The following is a 19800-nucleotide window of genomic DNA, read 5'->3' as shown; positions in this document are numbered from 1 at the left end:
CCGCGCCGCCCCCCAGACCGCCCACCTCGGCGCCAGGCGTGTCCACGAGCGTGCGCGTGACGGTGGCGAGGCGGGCCGCGATCACGCGCAGCACCTCGTCGCCGGCCTGGTGGCCGTAGGCGTCGTTGACGGGCTTGAACTCGTCGAGGTCGATGAGCAGGATCGTGAACGGCGTGCGCGCCCGGGCGAGCTGGTCGAGCCGGTCGGCGAGGGCGACCCGGTTGCGCAGCCCGGTCAGGGGATCGTGGGTCGCGCGCTCGCGCAGCTGCTCCTGCAGGCGGCGGCGCTCCCCGACCTCGTGACAGGTCAGCAGCAGACCACCGTCGAGGTAGCCGGGGCCGTGGACGTGCTGCGAGCCGCCCGCCTCGACGTCGAACCACCAGAACCTGCCGTCGGCGGCCCGCATCCGCACGTCCAGCAGGGACGTGGGGCCGCCGTGCTGCTGGGCGGCGAGGAAGGCACGCGTCGTCGGCTGGTCGTCGGGGTGGATCAGCCCGAGCAGCGGCCGCCCGAACAGCTCGTCGACCGGGTAGCCGAGCAGGCTCTCGACCGCCGAGCTGACGAAGTTGAGGTACCCGGCCCGGTTGACGCAGAGGATGATGTCGTGGGATTCGTGCAGCAGGGTCTGCAGGCGGGCACCCTCGCGGCGGGTCGTCCGGTCCTCGCGCAGCAGCGCCCACAGCAGACCGGTGCCGGTCGCGAGCACGAGCAGCCCGACGAGCAGGTCGCCCGGCAGGTGACCGGGCCGCGGCCCCTCCCGGGCCGCCGAGGGGTCCTGCTGGAGGACGACGTAGGCGGGCATCGGCGCGGTGGGGATCATCGCCGCCGCCGCGACGCGCCCGCCGCCGCCGTTCTCTCGCAGCGTGACCCGCTGGCTGCGCCCGGGCTGTATGCCGTGCAGGTCCCGCTGGTCGATGAGGACCCGGCCGCCGAGATCAGGCTCGCTGGACATGACCACCCGGCCCTGCCCGTCCACGATGGTGATGACGATGCCGAGCGACGACTCGCCGACCGCGCCCTGGAAGGCCTCGGCCATCGCGTCGGTCGGCAGATGGTTCATCGGGCGGCCGACGACGAGGAACGCGACCGTCGCCTGGCCGCGCCGGACCGGCACCAGACTCAGCAGGTGGAGGTTGCCGGACTCGCCGAACGTCGGGACGTTCAGGCCGCTGCCGCGGGCGGACGCCCACAGCGGGCTGCCGACGGGGATCGGCAGGCCCGGTCGGGACGCCGCCAGCGGCCGGCCGTCGAGGTCGACGAGTGTGAGCAGCGTGTCCGGGGTGGCGAACTGCGGTCCGGCGAGCGAGCGCACGATCCGGTCGTCGGTGGCGCGGTCCGTGAGGGACCACGGCAGCCGGGATACCAGGTCGATCAGACTGCGCGGCTGACTGAGGCTGGCGGTGCGGTTGGCGAGCCGTTCGGCGAGGGCATGGGTGTCGGCGGTGCGCTGGCTCTCGGCGCGCCGCCGGTTGGAGTTCTCGATCTCGATCGTAATCATCGTGGTGGTCAGGACGATGGTGCCGATCACCAGCAGCGGCAGAGCCCGGACCAGCTGGACCCGGGCGTGGGCCACCTGTTGGCGGGCCAGCTGCCGCCGGGTCGCTCGGCGGGACGGGTCTCCTCCCGGCCGCGTCGCCCTCGCCGACAGTGCTGACAGTGCTGACGGCGCTGACGGCGCTGACGGCGCTGGCGGCGCTGGCGGCGCCGAGAGTGCTGGCGTCGCCGGTGGCGCTGACGGCGGGACGGCCGCGCAGGTCGGGATCGCCGGCGCCGCCCGCGTGTCCGGGCCGGCGGGCATCGCCGCCGGTGCGTGGGCGTGGGCGGATGCCGTGGTCCGCCGGCCGGGGGCCGTGGTCCGCCGGCCGGGGTCGGAGGGGGGCGGCTGGACGACGGTGAAGCCGAGCGCGGCGGGCTCGGACGGGACCGGTTGGTCGCCCCATCCGCGGCCGGTGGTCGGCTCGACCGGCGGCGCCACCGCGTAGCGGCCGGGTCCTGACCGCTTGGCCCAGTACATCGCCTGGTCGGCGCCGTGCAGCAACCAGTCGGCGCCGCACTGACGGGTGCGGGCCAGCGCCACCCCCACGCTCGCGGCCACCCGCACGGTGGCGTCGTCGGTGACGACGACCGGCTGGCTGACGGCGTCGATGAGCTGGGCGGCCAGCGCCCGCGCGGCCGGCTCGTCGGTCTGAGTCAGCAGGATGCCGAACTCGTCGCCGCCGAGGCGACCACTGACGTCGGCGGCTCCCAGCCGGTCCCGGATCCGCTCACCGACCACCTGGAGCACCCGGTCGCCGGCAGCGTGCCCATAGGTGTCGTTGACCGGCTTGAACCGGTCGAGATCGATGAACAGGACGGCGATCGGAGCACGTGGGGCGTGTGGGTCGCCGGGGTCGGTGCCGGCGAGCGCGGCCAGTGCGGCGTCGAGCCTCGCCGTGAACGCCGAGCGGTTGAGCAGACCGGTGAGCAGGTCGTGGTCGGCCTGGTGGCCGAGCTGGTCGAGCAGCCGCTTGCGGTGGCCGACGACGTGACAGGTGATCAGGATCTCGAGGGAGCCGTCGGCCGTGGGCAGCTGCCGGGCGGCGACGTCGAACCAGCGCGCGGCACCGTCCGGCCCGACCAGGCGCACGTTGAGCAGCGAGCCGAGACCCGGGTCCGCGATCAGCCGTAACAACCGGGACGCGTCCTCGGCGTGGACGAGGTCGGTCACCGGGCGACCCGGCCAGCCGTCCGGTGGATGGCCGAGCAGCGGACTGAGGGCCGGACTGGCGAAGGTGAGCCGGCCGGTCGGATCCGTGACCAGGACGATGTCGTGGGCGGCGGCGAACAGCGCCCGCAGCCGGGCCTGCGACCGGCAGGCCGACGTCTCACGCAGCAGCACGACGAACGCGATGGACAGCACCGCGGTGACCGCGACCGCCAGCAGGGTGAGGTTGCGCCGGTCGCCGCGGGCGCGCAGGTCGGCGTGGAGCGACGCGGTGCGTTGCTGGAAGCAGACGCGATAGCCGTTGTCCGCCGCCGCGCAGATGTGGGTGACCTGCCCGCCTGGCCCGGTGGTGTGCCAGACCAGCGGCACGGCGGTGGGCGGTCGGGGTGGCTGGTCGGCGGCCGGCAGCGCTCGACCGACCAGCGGCCCGTCGGTCGAGGTGGCCACGACGCCGTTCGGGTCGATGGTCGACACGGTGCCGGTGCCGGCGCCGAGCATGGCCGCGACGCCGTCCGTCAGCTGGTAGTGGACCTGGTCCGCCGACACGGCGACGAGGACCGCCCAGACCTGGCCCGGCGGGCCGACGGGGACCACCGTGGCCCGCCTGCGCGCCTCGGGGTCGCCCGGGCGGCGGGGATCACCGAACGTCGGCGACATCGCGCCCCGTCCGGCCCACGCCGAGGCCCAGGCCGCGCCGAGCTGTCCCGGGACGACGCCGACGCCCGGCGGATAGGCCGCGGTGACCGTGCCACGGGCGTCCATCAGGACGACCGGCTCATAGACGTCGCCCTGCACGCTGATCGTCAGACGCGGGAGCAGCTCGGCGTTGCCCGCGGGATCGCCGGGGTCCAGCGGCAGGTCGCGCACGGCCGAGGCCAGCACCGACGGCCCCGCCGTGTCCGATTCCCACGCCGCGAGCTGGTGGACGAGCTGGACCCGTGCCTCGATCCGGGCGGCCTCCTCCCTGGCGAGCAGGTCGCGGCCCAGGGCGAGGGCGACCGAGCCGAGCAGCACGACGGCGGCCAGCCCGGCGGGCAGGCGCAGGCGCGGCAGCCGGCGGCGGGGTGCGGACCGGGCGGTTCTGGCCATGGCGCGGCCGGTTGGGCGCCGTCGGCCGCGCCGGCCACATCTGATCATGTTCGCGCCCCGTCCAACAGTTGCCCGGACTTGACAGATCTCACCGCGAGCGAAGGATTTCTTTTCCGGCAGGTCGAATGCAACTGGTAGGGGGCGATCATACGAGTGTGCGGTGGTACCTGTTTCCGATTCCTCCGGTGGTTTGGGTGCGCCTGGGCCGGTGGTGTGCGCGACCGGCCGCAATGTGCCAGCCTGGCAGCCGCCCCGCACTCGCCCCCAGAACACGTCGCCGTGGATGGAATGTAGATTGCATGGTGTCCGGTGGGAGTCTTTGTGTGGGGGGCTGGTCCGGGCGGTGCGGGTGGGTTCGGGGGGTCGTGTGCGCTGGTGGGTCCGCGAAGGCCGCCGCGGTCGCCGACCGCGTGCGATGCGTTGTCGTCTGCCGGCTACCGGTGGCGATCCGGGCGATGCGATGTTTGTCACCTTCGGTATCGGCTGGCACGTTGCGTCATTGAGGTGCGGTGTGGCCGGTTCGGGCATCGCGGACCATCATCAGTCGACCGCGTGACGGTATGGACGCCTCGATGGCGCCGTGTCGCGCGCCGTCCGTCCACGGCCGGTCCTCGCGTCGCCCGCGGGCCCGGTCGGCCCGCCGCCCGCGGCCGGGCCGCAGACGGCCGAAACAAAACGCGTGGGCCCGTCGACGGAGTCGGGATTCCGATTGTGGGTTCGCTCTCCGGGCGCAACGCCGGATGAATTCCACCGGGTGCGGCGTGAACGGTCGCGGCCATGTTGGGCATCACCTTCGACGCCTTGCCGGCCGGTCGGGACGCCGCGCCGGGGGCTATCCCGGATGTCCGTCCCCTGATTCCGCGACGATGGCCGATGAAGGCCGGGAGTCGAGGGATGATCCGGGTGGCGGGCGGGCATCGTCCTGACGGACGGGCGCGCGGTGCGCCGAACCGATCGAGGGAGCCGTCACGGGCGGGCGTGATCGGCTGGTGGCGCCGGCGGTCGTCATCGGCGGGTGGCGTTGACGGTGGGAAGGGGCGGGTGGCGCGGTGACGACGAGCTCGGCGGCTGGAGCGCGGGCGCAGGCGGCGGTGCCGCGGTCCGACCTCGGCCCGACGCACGAGGTGACGAACCAGCCCCCGCCGCTTGTCGGCCACGACGGGTCCGAGGACCCGGCGCTGCTCGCGGCGCTCGACCGGGAGGGCGCAGGCTGGCATCTGGCCGATCTGCGCCGGCTCGGCCGCCTGGCCGGCTCCGAGCAGGCGTTGCGCTGGGCCGAGCAGGCCGACCGCAACCCACCCGAACTACGCACGCATGACCGCTATGGCCATCGGATCGACGAGGTCGACTTCCACCCGGCCTGGCACGCCCTGCTCGATGTCGCCGTGCGCGAGGGAATGGCCGGCGCGCCGTGGGCGGACCCGCGGCCCGGCGCCCATGTCGCCCGGGCGGCGAACATCCTGGTCTGGGGCACCGTCGAGCAGGGACATCTGTGCCCGGTGTCGATGACCTACGCCGCCGTCCCGGTGCTGCGGGCCGCGCCCGCGCTCGCGGCCCGCTACGAGCCGCTGCTCACCAGCCGCGTGTACGACCCGGGCCTGCGCCCGCCTGACGGCAAGACCGGTCTGCTCGCCGGCATGGGCATGACCGAGAAGCAGGGCGGCTCGGACGTGCGGTCGAACACGACGACGGCGACGCCCCGCGCCGACGGCACCTGGCGGCTGCGGGGGCACAAGTGGTTCACCAGCGCGCCGATGAACGACGCCTTCCTCGTCCTGGCGCAGGCCCCGGCGGGGCTGTCCTGCTTCTGGGTACCGCGGGTGCTGCCCGACGGCAGCCGCAACACCTTCCGTATCCAGCGGCTGAAGGACAAGCTGGGCAACCGCAGCAACGCCAGCGGCGAGCCGGAGTTCGACGACACGGTGGCCTGGCCGGTCGGGCCGCAGGGCCGCGGCGTGCGGACCATCATCGACATGGTCGCCCTGACCCGTCTCGACGCCGCGCTGGCGTCGGCCGCGGGCATGCGGGCCGCCGTCACGGCGGCGGCCCACCATGTCCGCCACCGGCGGGTCTTCGGCACCCTGCTGATCGACGCGCCGCTGATGCGGGTCGTGCTGGCCGATCTCGCCGTCGAGTCCGAGGCGGCGACCACCCTCGTCATGCGGGTCGCGGGGGCGGTGGACCGGGCCGTCGGCGGTGACCCGGCCGAGCAGGCGCTGCGCCGCATCGCCACCGCGGTGGCGAAGTACTGGGTGTGCAAGCGTGTCCCGGGAGTGGTCGTGGAGGCACTGGAGTGCCTCGGTGGCAACGGGTACGTGGAGGAGTCGGGCATGCCCCGGCTGTACCGGGAAGCGCCCCTCAACGGGATCTGGGAGGGCTCCGGCAACGTCAACGCGCTCGACGTGCTGCGGGCGGTGGGCCGCGAGCCGGACGCCGTGGACGCGCTCGCCACCGAGATCGAGCGGGCCCGGGGCGGGGACACCCGGCTCGATCGGGCCTGGGACGAGCTGCGCGGCGGGCTCGCGACGGCGGCGGGCGATCCGGGCGGGGCGCGGCGGGTCGTCGAGCGACTCGCGCTCGTCATGCAGGGTTCCCTGCTCGTCCGGCACGCGCCGGCCGCGGTCGCCGACGCATTCTGTGCGACCCGGATCGCCGGTGACGGCGGTCTCGCTTTCGGCACGTTGCCTGCCGGGATTGATATCCCAGGTATCCTCGATCGGATTGCGTCGGTGGGTGCACCTGCCGATTCGGTCGGCGATATCCGTCACGTGTCAGATCAGGATAGAAACGCTTCGTAGTTCCCGTGCAACAAACAGCAATGGATCGCCCCTAGTCTGGTCGGCGACTGCGCCCGGGGGGTTTCCATGATGTTCTTCTGCCTGGCGGTCGCCGGGCTGATACTGACCGCCGGAGTTCTTGGGCTTGTCCGCGGGCAGGCCGAATGGGCCTGGATTCACGACCGCCGTCGCGCCGGGATGGTCACCGGCGCCGGGTCGGTGGCGCTTGTCGCGTTCGGCCTGCTCGCCGCGCACGGCGTCGGCACCGGCGACGGCGGCGACCGGGAACCGGCCTCGAACGGCATCATCCTCGTGCCGCCGGCCTCGGCCACTCCCGGCCGTCTCGGGCGGCCCGGCCTGCCCGTGCGCGACGGCGGCGGGGCGCCCCCCGGCCATCCCGACGGCTCCAGCCCGCTGGATCCGGCCGGTAGTGCCGGTGGTGGTGGTGGCGGCCGCCAGGAGCATCGCGAGACGCCGGAGGAGCTGGCCGACACCCAGGTGGCGGGCGGATCGACCGGGTCTCGCGGCCACGGGTCGGGCTCCTCGGACGGTGGCGGGACGTCCGGTGTCTCCCGACCGGCGGGGACGGCTCCCACGCCGGGCGGCGCGCCGCCGGCCTCCGACGGCCGGACCTCCGCCGCCCACCCCAGCCCGCCGCGCCCAGGCGGATCGACGGTGCGTCCGTCGCCGCCGCGGGGCGGGGGAGCCGGCGGTGCCCAGCCGCCCGCCGGTTCCAGTGGCGGCGGCTCTGGATCCGGCGAGGGCGTGCCGGGTCACACCCAGGAGCCGAGCCGTCCTGGCGGAACCGGCCAGCCAGGAACCCCGGAACGTCCGAGTTCTCCCAGCAACCCGAGTTCTCCCGGGAAGCCGAGTTCTCCCGGGAAGCCGGGTACTCCTGGGAAGCCGGGTACTCCCAGCAAGCCGGGTACTCCTGGGAAGCCGAGTTCTCCTGGGAAGCCGAGTTCTCCTGGGAAGCCGGGTACTCCCAGCAAGCCGAGTACTCCCAGCAAGCCGAGTTCTCCTGGCAAGCCGAGTTCTCCTGGCAAGCCGAGTGACGGCGGCAAGCCGGACGCCCCCGGCAAGCCGAACAATCCGGGAAGGCCTGGTTCTTCGGGCAGGCCGGGCAACTCCGGTAAGCCGAACAGCCCGGGCAGGCCCGGCGGCTCGAACCATTCGAGCAACCCCAGTCATCCGAGCGGCCGTCCGGGGACGCCGAGCCGTGCGGCCGATTCGGAGGGCTCCGGAGATTCCGCGTCGCCGGGCGGTGGGAGTGACTCCGGCTCCGGTGACGGCAAGGGGCGCCATCCCTCCACGGGCGCGTCGTCGGGCCGGTACGACGACGACCGCCCGTCCACCGGACCCACGCGTCCGCGCTCTCCGGGGCGCCCCACCCTCCCGGGCCTCGGCGGGTCGTCGACGACCGGCTCGTCCGTCGGTGACTCCTCCCCAGGGGGGTCGGATGGCGGGCCATGGACGCCGGTCTCTCCGCCGCAGCGGGTGCCGGCCACGGCGACGCCGCGGGAGACGGCGGGCGGCTCGCCGACCTCCGGCGGTGGCGCCGACCCGTGGTGGCCAGGCCGGGCCGTCAGCACCGACCCCGGCTATGCCGACGTCGGGTACGGCTCGGCGGGCGGCGGCTCGACCGGGTCTGGCCCGGGCGGGTACGACGGCCCGGGCGTATACGGCGTGAGAGAGCAGGGCAGTGCCTGGCCCGGTGCGGAAGGCGGGTGGGCGGGCAACAGCCCCGTGTACACCCCCGCGTATGCGGGCTCCGTCGCCTGGTGAGCCGCCGACACTCCGCAAGGTCCGCAGGGTATCGACCAAGTAACTCTCGGTGAGTTAACGTTCGGGGGCTCGGTCAGTCGTCGCGACCTGGGGGCCCGATGCCGGAGTTCGCCATGATCATGGCATTGATGGCCGTCATGGTGATGTTCGTCGGGATCTTCGGAACCCTGCGCGGGCGCGTCGACCGGATCGGGATCCATGACCGGCGCCGTGGGCTGATGGTCGCGGCGGGCGGCTTCGCCGTCGCCGTCATCGGCTTCGGCTTCGCCGTTCCAGTCGGGGTCGACCGTGACGATGTCGCCCTGCGCGCGGATGCCCTCACCGGAACGCGCGACGCGCCCCGGGCGTCGCCGTCCGCGGGGAACCGGCCCGGCGCGGACCTGGAGTCCCCGGTGCCGACGCTGCCGCCGTATCCCGACGCGATCTACGGCGCCGACGGGATCGCCGGTGCCGTCCCCTCCCCTCCGCTCGGCCAGCCCGCCGACGGCACGACGCCGGGCCCGCTGGGTGGAGCGGCGGGCCCCGCGGGACCGTCCGCCGAGCTGGGCGACGCCACAGACCAGCAGCGGCCCGACGCGCCGTACTGGTCCGCGCCGTACTGGTCCGCGGCGCCCGGCGACTCGGGCGGCCGCGGCGAGGAGCAGGGCGATGACGGGACCGCCGGCCATGGCACGTCGTCCGAGTACGGCGAGACCCCCGGCCGCGGTGGGTCGTCCGGGTACGGCCGGACCTCCGGCAACGGTGGGTCGTCTGGGTACGGCGGGATGTCCGGCTATGGTGGCTATGGCGGCTATGGCGGGTCGGACGGGCCGTCGGGATATGGCGGTGGATCCGGACATGGCGGTGGGGTGTCGGGCTATCGCGGGTCGCCGGGGTACGGCGGCGCGGGCGGGTCGACCGAGGGCCGCGGAACGGGAGCGGTCAGCCGCCGGGGTGCGGGCGCGGGTGTTCCGGTCACCGCGGCGCCGACCGGTCCGGCGGGCGGGCCAGCCGCGGGTGCGGTCGGCGGGCGCGGGGGAAGCGGGCCGCGTCCCGCCACGGGATCCGGGGGTGTCGCGGCGGACCGGAGCGGTGGCGTGGGCACCCGGCTCGGCGGTGGTGCGGGCACCGGGTCCGGCGGTGGTGTGGGTGGACGTTCCGGTGCGCCGTGGGGCCGGTCGGATTTCGGCGCGGGGTGGCCGCCCGAAGTGCGGGTCGACCTGGACCAGCCGGAGAGCGGGCCCACCGGCGGGGCGGCGCGGGCGGTGGGCGGCTGCTCGGCCGCCGGTGGCCCCGCTCCGCTGGTCGTCGCCGACCCGTTCGGCTCCGGCGGCGCGAGCTGCGGCGGCTGAGGCCCCCGGGGCAGGGCCGCCGCCGACCAGAAGAGCGGGCGGGCCGGTGGCGCGCCTGGCCCAGCGCGACGCCCAGGGAGAAGCGCCCAGGCGGAAGCGGTCAGGCGGAGGGGGCGGCGATCGCGCGGCGGGCCGCGACGAGCGCGCTGACCGCGGGCAGGTTCACCGAGCCCCAGGCGTCGAGCAGGGCGGGAAGGTCGGCGAGCCGCGAGTCGAGCACGAAGATCCCGGTGGTCGGGCAGGCGGCGCCGATCTCGACGAGGACGGGCCGCAGGTGTACCTCCACGGCCAGCGCGTGCTGCGGTGCGGCCGCGACCTGGACGGGAATGGTCGGCAGGCCGGCGAGCTCCCCGCCGCCGATCTGGTCGAGCAGAAGCTTCAGCAGGCCCGTGTAGGTCGCCTTGTAGGTCGGGGTGGCGACCACCAGGACGTCGGCGCCGCGGATGGTTCCCAGCGCCGCCGCGACAGCCGGGTCGCCCCATCCGAGCAGCCCGGCGCCGAGCTCGCTGACCTCGATGACCTCGGTCTGCGCCGGATAGCCGGTGGCGGCGAGCGCGGTGACGACCCGGGCGGCCACCTCCTCGGCGACCTGCCTGGTGCGGGACGCGGGCTTGGGGTTCCCGATGACGCTGACGATCCGGCACGGTTCCATCGGGCTGCCTCCCTGGTTTTGCCGGCCCTGGCCTGGCCCGCCGCAGTCTATCCGCCTATTCGCGCCCACGCCGGGGCACGACACCTTTCACCAGGGGACCCGGACGCATCACTTCCGTTGCGTGGCAGCCGCGTGACGATGATGTGGCGGATCCGTTGCCGCATTGTTGCCAGCCGCGGGCCGACCATCGCACACATCACGGAGGAGCGAGATGGCGAGGATGGTCGACGCCGCGGCTGGCAATCGGGCGAATATCCGCTGACGGAATGGCGCGGGCCGGCGGGTGACCCCGGGGTGAACGGGGACGCGGGCCTCCTGTCGGCCGTCGGTCAGCGTGCGTGCAGCGCGAACGTGTAGAAGATGGCGAGCGGCCACAGCAGGGTCGCGACAAGTGCGGTGAAGAAGCTGCTCAGGGCGTGGCCGTCCCAGCTGGTGAAATCCCAGTAGTGCTGGCTCGCGGTGATGACCACTCCGACGATGAGATAGAGAAGCGTTCCGAGGCTGACGCTGCTGTAGGTTCTGGCCCGAACCCGGGTGGTCATGATGGCTCCTTTATGCGGGGAGATCCGTGGCTGCCGGTGGATTACCCGCAATCTGTCCCGCTACACGTCCGTTGACGCGTTCCTTCCTGTGACGAATGTTCCGCCGGCGGGGGACGACAGCTCGGCGAGGCGGGGCAGCGCGTCGATCGCTCCCCGGTGGCGGACCGTCCAGGCGGCGGCGGCGAGCCCCGCCTCGACCGCGGCCTCCACCAGACCGGCCCGCCCGACCCGGCCCGCGGACCGGGTTGCGCCGGCGAACAACACGTGGGCCAGTGCGGCGGTGAAGACGTCGGAGGCGGCGGTGGTGTCGACGACGGTCGTCGGATGGGCGGGGCGCTCCCAGCCACGGGCGCCGTCCCACACCGCCACCCCGTGGTAGGCCCGGGTGACGCAGACCAGCGGGGCGCCGAGCCGGGCACCGAGCGCGCCGGCGAGGGCCGGCCCGGGACCGTCGGCGGCGGGATCGCCGGCGGCGCGCAGCAGCAGGCGTGCCTCCGTCTCGTTCGGGGTCAGGGCGGCGACGCGGTGCCAGGGCAGGTCGAGAAGCTCCGCGGCGGCGCCCGGCGTCGGCGGCGCCGGATGGATGAGCAGTGGCACGCCGGCGTCCAGCGCGGCGTCGACGGTCGCGCGAACCGTGGCCGGCGGTGGGTCGAAGGTCACGATGACGGCCCGGGCGTCGACGATGGCTGCCCGGGCCACCGTCAGGTCCGCGAGGGCGAGTTCCGCCTCCGGCGCCCAGCGGTACAGGAACGCGGTGCGGCCGTCCGAGTGGGCGAGCACGACGCACACCGGCGTCGCCGCGCCGGGGCGCACCGTCATCGCGGTGACGTCGACGCCCTCGGCGGTGAGGTCGGCCAGCAGGTCGCGCCCGGTGCTGTCCGCGCCGACGACGCCGACGGCGCGGACCGGTACGCCGCGGCGGGCCAGGGCCACCGCCTGGTTGAGCCCCTTGCCGCCCGGCCTGGTCCGCACGCCGTCGACCCGGAGGTCGTCGCCCCAGCCGGGCAGGACGTCGGTGGCGACGATGCAGTCGGCACAGTAGGCGCCGACGACCACCACACTCCCGGTGGACGGGGTGGTCGTCGTGCCCGCGTCGCCCACGGGGCTCACGGTAGTCGTCGGGTGTGCCGCGGCGCGGGCCGTCCCGCCGGGGCCGCCGGGGCGTGGCCGGTCGCGCCCCGGACGTGCAGTCGGTGTGCACTTGGTGCCGACGCCGTCGGCAGCGTAGATATTCAGACCACGGATGAGCCCCGGGTGAGTAGTGCGTCACGTGACCCGGATGTGGTCCTTCTATTCGGCTCCTGCCGTTCCGCTGTCCGGTCGGGACTTCATTATTGTTCCGCCGGCCGGGTGGTGTCGTGTTTTCTGCCCGGCCCGGCCCGCAGGGCATTGTTCGGCGACCGATACCGTGGCGCCGTGTCCATTCCCCATCCGGTCGCCGCACGGGCGACCCCGCCGCCACTGTCGATCGTTCCGAACATTGCACCTTCACGGCCGGTCGACACCGGATCAGTGAATGCTGCCCATCATTCCGATTTCCTGTGTTTCCTGTCGTTCGCGGCCGTTCTGGCGCTGGTGACGGCCGTGTTGCTGGGTGCCCGCGCGGTGCGGGCCAGGGCGTACCGCCGCCCGGCCGGAACCCGCCGGGCCCCGTGGCCCGGTGGCGGCGTCCCGGCCGCGGCGCGGGCCCGGCGCCGGGCCGGCGGATTCACCGCAGCCGCCGAAGCCACCCGTGTCGTCGAGGTGGTCTGTGGCATCGTGTTCGGCAATGCCGGCGGAGTCGCCGTCGCTGCCGGATTCGCCGACGTGCGCCGGGCGTCCGGCGCCGGTCACACCGGTGACCATTCCCGCGCCTGGATGACCAGGCCGGACCAGTCCGCGCCCTGGCCTCTGGCTCGCTGGGCCAGGCTGAGAATGCCGTTCGACAACCAGCTGCTCGGCCGCACCGCGGACGCGGCCAGCGCCCTGGTGGCGAGGATTTCCGCCTCGTCCAGATCACGTCCGCGCATCGCGGCGGAGGCCTGGTAGAGCCGAATCGCGGCGAGCGCTCCGGAGGCCGCGGACCGGTCGAACAGATCGGCGGCCTCGGACAGTCGGTGCTGCCCTTCGTCCAACGCGCCGGCGGCTACGAGCGCCGCCCCGCCGAATGTCGGCAGATATCCCGGATGAATGCCGTCCAGACTGTATCCCGGCGCGCCGGGAGGTAGTTTCGCGGCGATCAGGTCCGCCGAGCGCAGGGCGGCGACGACGCCGTCGGTGGGCATCTGGCGGGCGGCCATGATGTGCGCCTCGGTCGTGATCGCGAGGATCGCGGTGTGCGCGCGGGGCGCCGTCGCCCGGGCGGCCCGGGCCAGTGCCAGGCCGTCGCCCGTGCTCTGGAAGGAGTAGGCCGCGAGCTCGGCCAGCACGACCCCGGCGTGGGCGGCGGTGGTGGTGTCCCGCACGTGCCTGGCGAGGACCAGCGCTGCCCGAGCCGAGGTGGTCGCCCGCGCCGGCTGGCCGTTGTCCCCCTGTGCCACGGCGGTCATGAGCAGGATCCGGCCGTGGGCGCGCACCCACTCCAGCCGCAGGGCTGAGCCGAGCCGCCACCGGCCGATCGTGCGGGCATGGTGCTCGAGGACGCCCAGACGCTCGACGATCTCGGCCGGCGGGGTCGTCTCCCAGCGGCGGGCGAGCGCTTCCAGGCCGAACTCGACCTGTTCCAGGGCGACCCTGCTGTCGGTCGTCGCGGAGGTCACCTCGACCGCCCCGACAGCGGCGAGGGCGCAGGCGATCGCCCCGGTGGTGACCAGCGTCCGGCGGTCCGCCGAGGCGTCCATGCGGTACTCCTGACGGTCGCGGTCTGGCGGACCGGGGGCGGGCCCGGCATACCCGAACGTGCAGCCATGATGTTTCTCCGCCCGGGATCCCAACGCAGTTAGCCAACGATAACCGTTTAAGCATCGCTATGTCGGCCCGACCGTTAAGATCGGGACTTTCGTCGGCCATTACCGCCCCGAAGTGGGGGGTTCCTTCCGGATGGGGCTGCCTATCCGGACTGGTCTTTGCTCACCGGCATTTCAGATCATGCCTGCTCCGGACCGTCTGATCGCCCGGACGGTCCGGACCCTCCCTACTTGCCGGCTGTTACCCGTTACCGCCCGCAGCGACGCCATCGAGGGCGGCCCGCAGATCCGCGGCGAGATCATCCGCGGATTCGATGCCCACGGAGAGCCGCACAAGATCGGCGGGCACCGCCAGCGGCGAGTCGGCGACCGAGGCGTGCGTCATGCTCGCCGGATGCTCGATCAGTGACTCGACCCCGCCCAGCGATTCGGCGAGGGTGAAAAGCCTGGTCCGCCCGCACAGGTCGATCGCCGCCCGCTCGCCGCCGCGCACCGTGAACGACACCATTCCGCCGAAGTCCCGCATCTGCTTCACCGCCACCCCGTAGCCGGGATGGCCCGGCATCCCCGGATAGCGCACCGACCCGACCGCCGGATGGGTCGCCAGCGCCGTGGCGATGTGACGGGCGTTCGCGCAGTGCCGGTCCATCCGCACCGCCAGCGTCCGGATCCCGCGCAGCACCAGCCAGCAGTCGAACGGACCCGGTACGGCGCCAGCCGCGTTCTGCAGGAAGCGCAGCTTCTCGGCGAGCGTCGCGTCGTTCACGACCACCGCGCCGCCGACCACGTCGCTGTGCCCGCCGAGGTACTTGGTGGTCGAGTGCACCACCGCGTCCGCGCCGAGCGACAGCGGCTGCTGCAGGTAGGGGGAGGCGAAGGTGTTGTCGACGGCGAGCAGCGCGCCCGCGTCGTGGGCGAGGCCGGCGAGCATGGTGATGTCGGCGATCGTGAGCATCGGGTTGGTAGGCGTCTCGCACCACACCAGGCGGGTCACGCCGGGCCGGATCGCCGCCCGGGTGGCCTCCGGGTCGGTGAGGTCGACGCTGGTGTGCTCGACCCCCCAGTCGCCCAGCACCCGGGCGATGAGCCGGTAGGTACCGCCGTACGCGTCGGCGGGGATCACCACGTGGTCACCCGGGCGGCACACGGCGCGCAGCAGGGTGTCGGTCGCGGCCATACCGGCGGAGAAGGCGAGCCCGGCGCGCCCCCCCTCCAGCGCCGCGAGGTTCGTCTCCAGGGCCGCCCGGGTCGGGTTGCCCGAACGGCCGTACTCGAAGTCGCCGGCACGCAGGTTGCCGACGCCGTCCTGGACGAACGTCGAGGACAGGTACAACGGCGGGACCACCGCGCCGGTCAGCGGATCGGGCTCCAGCCCGGCATGGATCGCGATCGTCTCGAACCCGGCCGCGAGCAGCTCGTCATCCATGACCGTCACGCTACGGCCACCGAACCAGCCCGGCCGGCAGCCCCCCGCCGGCGGCGCGCCCGGCCGACACGAGATCACGATACCAATGTGATCCCACCGCGCGCCGGTCCGACGTTGATGATCCTCTGGCAGCTGCTCACCAGGGAATCACGCCGGCGTCCTCGAAGAAGCCGCCGGTGGGGCCGTCGTCGGGCAGCGTCGCGAGCCGGATCGCGATCGCCGCGCCCTGCTCGGGGGTGCGCCAGCCGCTGTGGTTGTTGAGGTCGGTCGCGCAGTAGCCGGGGCAGCCGGCGTTGATGAGGATGTTCGTGCCGCGCAGCTCCCGGGCGTACTGGACGGTGACGGCGTTGAGGAACGTCTTCGACGGCGAGTACGCGGCCGAGATCGGTCCGACCGTGGACTCGTCCGTCGACGCGGACTGCCGGGTGAGGGAGCCGACGCCGCTGGACATGTTCACGATCCGCGGCGACGGCGAGCGGCGCAGCAGCGGCAGCAGCGCGTTCGTGACGCGTATCGTGCCGAGCACGTTGGTCTCGACGGCCGTCCGGACGATGTCGAGGTCGATCATGCTGGGCATCTGCTGCCCGCCACCGGTGACGCCGGCGTTGTTGACGAGGACGTCGAGACGGCCGGCGCGTTCCTCGACCAGCGTCGCGGCACCCGCCACGCTGGCGTCGTCGGTCACGTCGAGCGGTACGCCGAAGGAGTCGACGCCGGCCGCACGAAGCTTCTCGACGGCGGCCTCGCGGCGCGCGCCGTCGCGGGCACCGACGCCGACGGCCCAGCCCAGAGCACCCAGGCCCACCGCGATCTCATAGCCGATTCCCTTGTTCGCGCCGGTCACCAGCGCGATCGTCTGTTCACTCATGCCGTCAATCCTGTGAGCGGCGCGGGCCGCTCTCCAACACCAAGCAGGTACGCGTTGATGTCTTCCGGGTATTGATGGGAACTCCTCCTCCAGCACGTCGATACCGTGGAGGTATGGAGACGGATGGTCCCGCGCGGCCGAACGGCCCCGCGGAGACGGACGGTCTCGCGGCGGCGGGCGGTCTGGAGACGCGGGAGCTGCGGTACTTCGTCGCCGTCGCCGAGGAGTTGCACTTCGGGCGGGCTGCGCTGCGCCTCGGCATCGCGCAGCCGCCGTTGTCACGGGCGATCGCCCGGCTCGAACGCCGGCTCGGCGGCGTCCGGCTGCTGGCGCGCACCAGTCGCTCCGCCGCGCTGACCGAGGCCGGCGCGGTGCTGCTGCGCGAGGCCCGGTCGGCCCTCGACGCGGTTGACGCCGCCGAGCGCCGCACCCGCCGGGCCGCCAGCACCTCGACCGGCGGCCCTGGCCTGGTGCTCGTCGCCAAGGCCGGCGCGTCCAGCGAGCTGCTGGCGAAGCTGCTCGACGCGTATGCCGCCGAGCCCGGCGCGGTGCCCGTCGACGTGGTTCTGTGCGGGATCGCCCAGCAGTCGCGGCTGCTACGGGACGGCCGGGCCGACGTCGCGCTGCTGCATCTGCCGTTTGACGACACGACGGGGCTCGACACCGAGGACCTGTACACGGAAGGGCAGGTCCTGGTCCTGCCCGCGGGACATCCGCTCGCGACGCGGCCGCGGGTGAGCATGGCCGAGGCCGCGTCGCTGCTCGATCTGCCGCTGCCCCGCTGGCCCGACGCCGACGGCCGGTACGCCGACGGCCCCGGCCCGCCGGCCCACGACACCACGCAGCTCTACCAGCTGATCGCGCTCGGCCGGGGCGCGGCGATCCTGCCGGAGTCCTGCCGCACGAACCTGCGCCCCGACCTCGCCACCGTCCCGGTGCCCGACGCGCCCGCGGTGACCACCCTGATCGCCTGGCCGCCCCACAGCCGCTCCCGCCCCCTCGCCGCCCTCATCCACACCGCCACCCGGCGGTGACCTGGATTCGTGGCGCGTTGGCTTCGATCAGTTCTCGAAGGTTGTCCTGTTCGATCTGGCGGCGCACGGCCGCCTCGACGTACCCGGAGACGGCGCGCGGACCCACGCGATCTCGCACCGAGGCAATCACGCTCGCGTGGAAGAGGACACCGAGACCGAGACTCTCGGGTCCTGGTCCACTGGCGAGACGTCGCCGCCGCTCATGCCGAGGATTCCAGCAATACTTTTGTTAGAAGCGCGTGGGGGTGCGGGTGGAGTCGGCCACGTGAGGCTTCTCCGTGATGAGGGGAGGGTCAGGGGGTGGCGGCGAGGAAGCTGAGGAGGTCGGCGCGGGTGAGGATGCCGATGGGGCTGCCCTCGTCGTGGACCAGGACGGCCGGCTCGTCGCCGAGGACCGCGACGATGCGCGACAGCAGCTCGCCGATGCCGACGGTGGGCAGCGGCGGAGAGATGTGGTCGGTGACGGGGGCGTCGACGGCGGCGCGGTCGGCGAAGACGGCGGCGAGCAGCTGGCGCTCCAGCACCGAACCCGCGACCTCCGCGGCCCGCAGCGGCGGCTCGTGCCGGACGACCGGCATCTGCGAGACGTTGTACTCCCGCAGGTAGGAGATGGCGGCGCCGACCGTCTCGTCCGGGTGGACGTGCACGAGGTCGGGCGGACCGCTGGTCTGCACGGACTTGTGGCGCAGCGCGTCGCCGACCGTCGGGCCCTCCGCCGGCGGCTCGAGGAAGCCGTACTCGTACATCCACTCGTCGTTGAAGATCTTCGACAGGTAGCCGCGGCCGGAGTCCGGCAGCAGGACGACGACCACGCCGTCCGGGCCCAGTTCGCGGGCGACCCGCAGCGCGGCGACCACCGCGAGGCCGCACGAGCCCCCGACCAGCAGGCCGCAGCGCCGGGCGAGCTCGCGGGTCATGAGGAACGAGTCACGGTCGCTGACCGCCTCCACCCGGTCCACCACCGTCTTGTCGTAGGTGGTGGGCCAGATGTCCTCCCCGACCCCCTCCACCAGGTACGGTCGGCCGCTGCCGCCCGAGTAGACGGAACCCTCCGGGTCGGCGCCGATGATCTGCACGGCGCCGTCGGAGACGTCCTTGAGGTAGCGGCCGACACCGCTGATCGTGCCGCCGGTGCCGATGCCGGCGACGAAGTGCGTCACCCGACCGTCGGTCGCCCGCCAGATCTCCGGTCCGGTCGAGGCCACGTGCGCGGCCGGGTTGTGTGGGTTGGAGTACTGGTCGGGGCTCCAGCCGCCCGGCGTCTCGCGGACCAGCCGGCGGGCCGTCTCGTAGTAGGAGCGTGGATCGTCGGGCGGCACCGCTGTCGGGCAGACCACGACCTCCGCGCCGTAGGCCCGCAGGACCGCCCGCTTCTCCTCGCTGATCTTGTCGGGCATGGTGAACACGCAGTGGTAGCCACGGCGCGCGGCCACCAGCGCGAGGCCGACTCCGGTGTTGCCGCTGGTCGGCTCGATGATCGTGCCGCCCGGGCGCAGCAGGCCGGATTCCTCGGCGGCGGCGACCATCGTCAGCGCCACCCGGTCCTTCACCGAGCCGCCCGGGTTGAGGTACTCGAGCTTGCCCAGCACCTGTGCCGACGTCCGCTCGATGCCCGGCGTCAACCGGACCAGCGGCGTATCCCCGACGAGGTCGACGACGTGATCGAACACCTGCATCCGGTTCATCCACCAATCAGCCGTGGGTCGGTCGGCGGCCTGGGCAGGCCGGCGTCCTCCTCCGTCGACGGTAGCGACTGGCGACCCGTCGCGCCGGCTGTGTCACGCAGCGGGGTCATAGGCCGTGTTGCCGTGGTGCCGTGGTGCGGTGTCGCCATGGTGCCATGGTGGCGTGTTGCCGTGGTGCCGTGTCGCGCCGGGGTGACCGACTTCGGGTGACGCGTGGCCGACACTGGGCGACGTTCCCGCGCCGTGGCGGCACGACCGCCGCCGCGCGATGATTCATGGACCGGGCCGGGCGGGGTCAACCCCCGCGCGCGGAGCATGCGTGGTCGCGTGGGTCGGATGAGGTCCTGCGAATGGGGAGGTGGGTGGGCGGTGCGTCTCCTGCTCAACATCATCTGGCTGATTTTCGGGGGCCTGTGGCTCGCCATCGGCTATGCGCTGGCGGCGCTGGTCTGCTTCCTGCTGTTCTTCCTCGTCATCACGGTGCCGTTCGGGATCGCGGCGCTGCGGATGGCGAACTTCGCGCTGTGGCCGTTCGGCCGCAAGGTCGTGCAGCGGCCGGACGCGGGCGACGCCTCCCTGGTCGGCAACGTGCTGTGGATCATCTTCGCCGGCTGGTGGCTCGCCCTCGGGCATCTGACCACCGGCATCGCGATGTGCCTGACGATCATCGGCATCCCGCTGGGCCTGGCGAACTTCAAGCTCATCCCGGTGTCGCTGCTGCCGCTGGGCAAGGAGATCGTGGACGCGGACAGCCCCGGCTCCTTCGTCTGACCCGCGCGTCCCGTCTCGCCGCCGGTCCGGGGCGGCGGGACAGGTCGCGGGACGCCGGGCCTGACGTGCGGACGGTGCGTGTCAGCGTCCTCGGCCGCGGCGGCGCCGTTCGGGTCCGGCGGCGAGGATGTCGGCCTCGCCCGCGCCGCCGCGCCCGCCCCGACGCCCGCGGGAGCCTTCGGCCGCACCGGCGCGGGACGGTTCGCCGGACCGCCGGCGTGCCCCCTCCGGCCCGCCGCCCGGGCCGGATC

Annotated in this window: 13 protein-coding genes; 5 read left to right on the top strand and 8 right to left on the bottom strand. The window is 73.7% G+C overall.

The annotated features are described in order from the left end of the window. Positions 1-3793: bifunctional diguanylate cyclase/phosphodiesterase (locus C1A33_RS36205; protein WP_243407167.1), on the bottom strand; the 3793-nt coding region annotated here is incomplete at its 3' end. 1049 nt (positions 3794-4842) lie between these two features. Here C1A33_RS36205 and C1A33_RS04240 point away from each other — a divergent pair. The 3 genes from C1A33_RS04240 (at position 4843) to C1A33_RS04225 (ending at position 9686) form a co-directional block, all read left to right on the top strand. Beyond that, complete coding sequence (locus tag C1A33_RS04240; RefSeq protein WP_480014305.1) at positions 4843-6591, top strand: acyl-CoA dehydrogenase family protein; 1749 nt, start codon at positions 4843-4845, stop codon at positions 6589-6591. 69 nt (positions 6592-6660) lie between these two features. Next, on the top strand, positions 6661-8355 hold the full coding sequence (locus tag C1A33_RS36200; protein ID WP_243407166.1) for a hypothetical protein: 1695 nt from the start codon (positions 6661-6663) through the stop codon (positions 8353-8355). A 98-nt stretch (positions 8356-8453) separates the two neighbouring features. Continuing rightward, the gene (locus C1A33_RS04225) at positions 8454-9686 is read left to right on the top strand and encodes a hypothetical protein (RefSeq protein ID WP_101830215.1); all 1233 of its coding nucleotides are present in this window, start codon (positions 8454-8456) and stop codon (positions 9684-9686) included. Between the two features lie 100 nt (positions 9687-9786). Here C1A33_RS04225 and C1A33_RS04220 read toward each other — a convergent pair whose 3' ends face one another. The 6 genes from C1A33_RS04220 to C1A33_RS04190 all read right to left on the bottom strand — a co-directional run bounded on the left by C1A33_RS04220 (position 9787) and on the right by C1A33_RS04190 (position 16059). Next, positions 9787-10338: an NADPH-dependent FMN reductase gene (locus C1A33_RS04220; protein ID WP_207770152.1), complete on the bottom strand. Its 552-nt coding sequence runs from the start codon at positions 10336-10338 to the stop codon at positions 9787-9789. A gap of 329 nt (positions 10339-10667) precedes the next feature. Continuing rightward, a complete protein-coding gene (locus tag C1A33_RS04215) occupies positions 10668-10880 on the bottom strand; it encodes a hypothetical protein (protein WP_101830214.1) in 213 nt (70 codons plus the stop codon). 60 nt (positions 10881-10940) lie between these two features. Beyond that, positions 10941-11990 (bottom strand): carbohydrate kinase family protein, encoded by a 1050-nt coding sequence (locus C1A33_RS04210; protein ID WP_165818220.1) that lies wholly within the window; start codon positions 11988-11990, stop codon positions 10941-10943. Positions 11991-12709: 719 nt separating this feature from the next. Then, positions 12710-13699 carry a hypothetical protein gene (locus tag C1A33_RS04200; protein WP_101830211.1) on the bottom strand — a complete coding sequence of 330 codons (990 nt, stop codon included), beginning with the start codon at positions 13697-13699 and terminating at the stop codon, positions 12710-12712. 307 nt (positions 13700-14006) lie between these two features. Further along, complete coding sequence (locus C1A33_RS04195) at positions 14007-15191, bottom strand: cystathionine gamma-synthase (protein ID WP_101830210.1); 1185 nt, start codon at positions 15189-15191, stop codon at positions 14007-14009. A 136-nt stretch (positions 15192-15327) separates the two neighbouring features. After that, positions 15328-16059 (bottom strand): SDR family oxidoreductase, encoded by a 732-nt coding sequence (locus tag C1A33_RS04190; RefSeq protein ID WP_101830209.1) that lies wholly within the window; start codon positions 16057-16059, stop codon positions 15328-15330. A gap of 182 nt (positions 16060-16241) precedes the next feature. Here C1A33_RS04190 and C1A33_RS04185 point away from each other — a divergent pair, with 182 nt between their 5' ends. Next, entirely contained in the window at positions 16242-17093 is an 852-nt protein-coding gene (locus tag C1A33_RS04185; RefSeq protein WP_101830220.1) for a LysR family transcriptional regulator, read from the top strand. 293 nt (positions 17094-17386) lie between these two features. Here the strand turns inward: C1A33_RS04185 and C1A33_RS04180 are convergent, their stop codons facing one another. Further along, positions 17387-18769 carry a cystathionine beta-synthase gene (locus tag C1A33_RS04180; protein ID WP_101830219.1) on the bottom strand — a complete coding sequence of 461 codons (1383 nt, stop codon included), beginning with the start codon at positions 18767-18769 and terminating at the stop codon, positions 17387-17389. Positions 18770-19147: 378 nt separating this feature from the next. Between C1A33_RS04180 and C1A33_RS04175 the strand changes: the two genes are divergently transcribed. Beyond that, positions 19148-19549 carry a YccF domain-containing protein gene (locus C1A33_RS04175; protein WP_101830208.1) on the top strand — a complete coding sequence of 134 codons (402 nt, stop codon included), beginning with the start codon at positions 19148-19150 and terminating at the stop codon, positions 19547-19549. The last annotated feature ends 251 nt before the right edge of the window (positions 19550-19800 follow it).

It is taken from the genome of Frankia canadensis (assembly GCF_900197875.1).
GTDB lineage: Bacteria > Actinomycetota > Actinomycetes > Frankiales > Frankiaceae > Frankia > Frankia canadensis.
The sequence above is the reverse complement of the archived record's forward strand: the minus strand, read 5'-3'. Positions and strand labels throughout refer to the sequence as shown.

Excerpts from the sequence above, each read along its gene's own strand:
- C1A33_RS36200 (WP_243407166.1), top strand. The coding sequence starts at position 6,661 with ATGTTCTTCTGCCTGGCGGTCGCCGGGCTGATACTGACCGCCGGAGTT.
- C1A33_RS04225 (WP_101830215.1), top strand. The coding sequence starts at position 8,454 with ATGCCGGAGTTCGCCATGATCATGGCATTGATGGCCGTCATGGTGATG.
- C1A33_RS04220 (WP_207770152.1), bottom strand. The coding sequence starts at position 10,338 with ATGGAACCGTGCCGGATCGTCAGCGTCATCGGGAACCCCAAGCCCGCG.
- C1A33_RS04215 (WP_101830214.1), bottom strand. The coding sequence starts at position 10,880 with ATGACCACCCGGGTTCGGGCCAGAACCTACAGCAGCGTCAGCCTCGGA.
- C1A33_RS04200 (WP_101830211.1), bottom strand. The coding sequence starts at position 13,699 with ATGGACGCCTCGGCGGACCGCCGGACGCTGGTCACCACCGGGGCGATC.
- C1A33_RS04195 (WP_101830210.1), bottom strand. The coding sequence starts at position 15,191 with ATGGATGACGAGCTGCTCGCGGCCGGGTTCGAGACGATCGCGATCCAT.
- C1A33_RS04190 (WP_101830209.1), bottom strand. The coding sequence starts at position 16,059 with ATGAGTGAACAGACGATCGCGCTGGTGACCGGCGCGAACAAGGGAATC.
- C1A33_RS04180 (WP_101830219.1), bottom strand. The coding sequence starts at position 18,769 with ATGCAGGTGTTCGATCACGTCGTCGACCTCGTCGGGGATACGCCGCTG.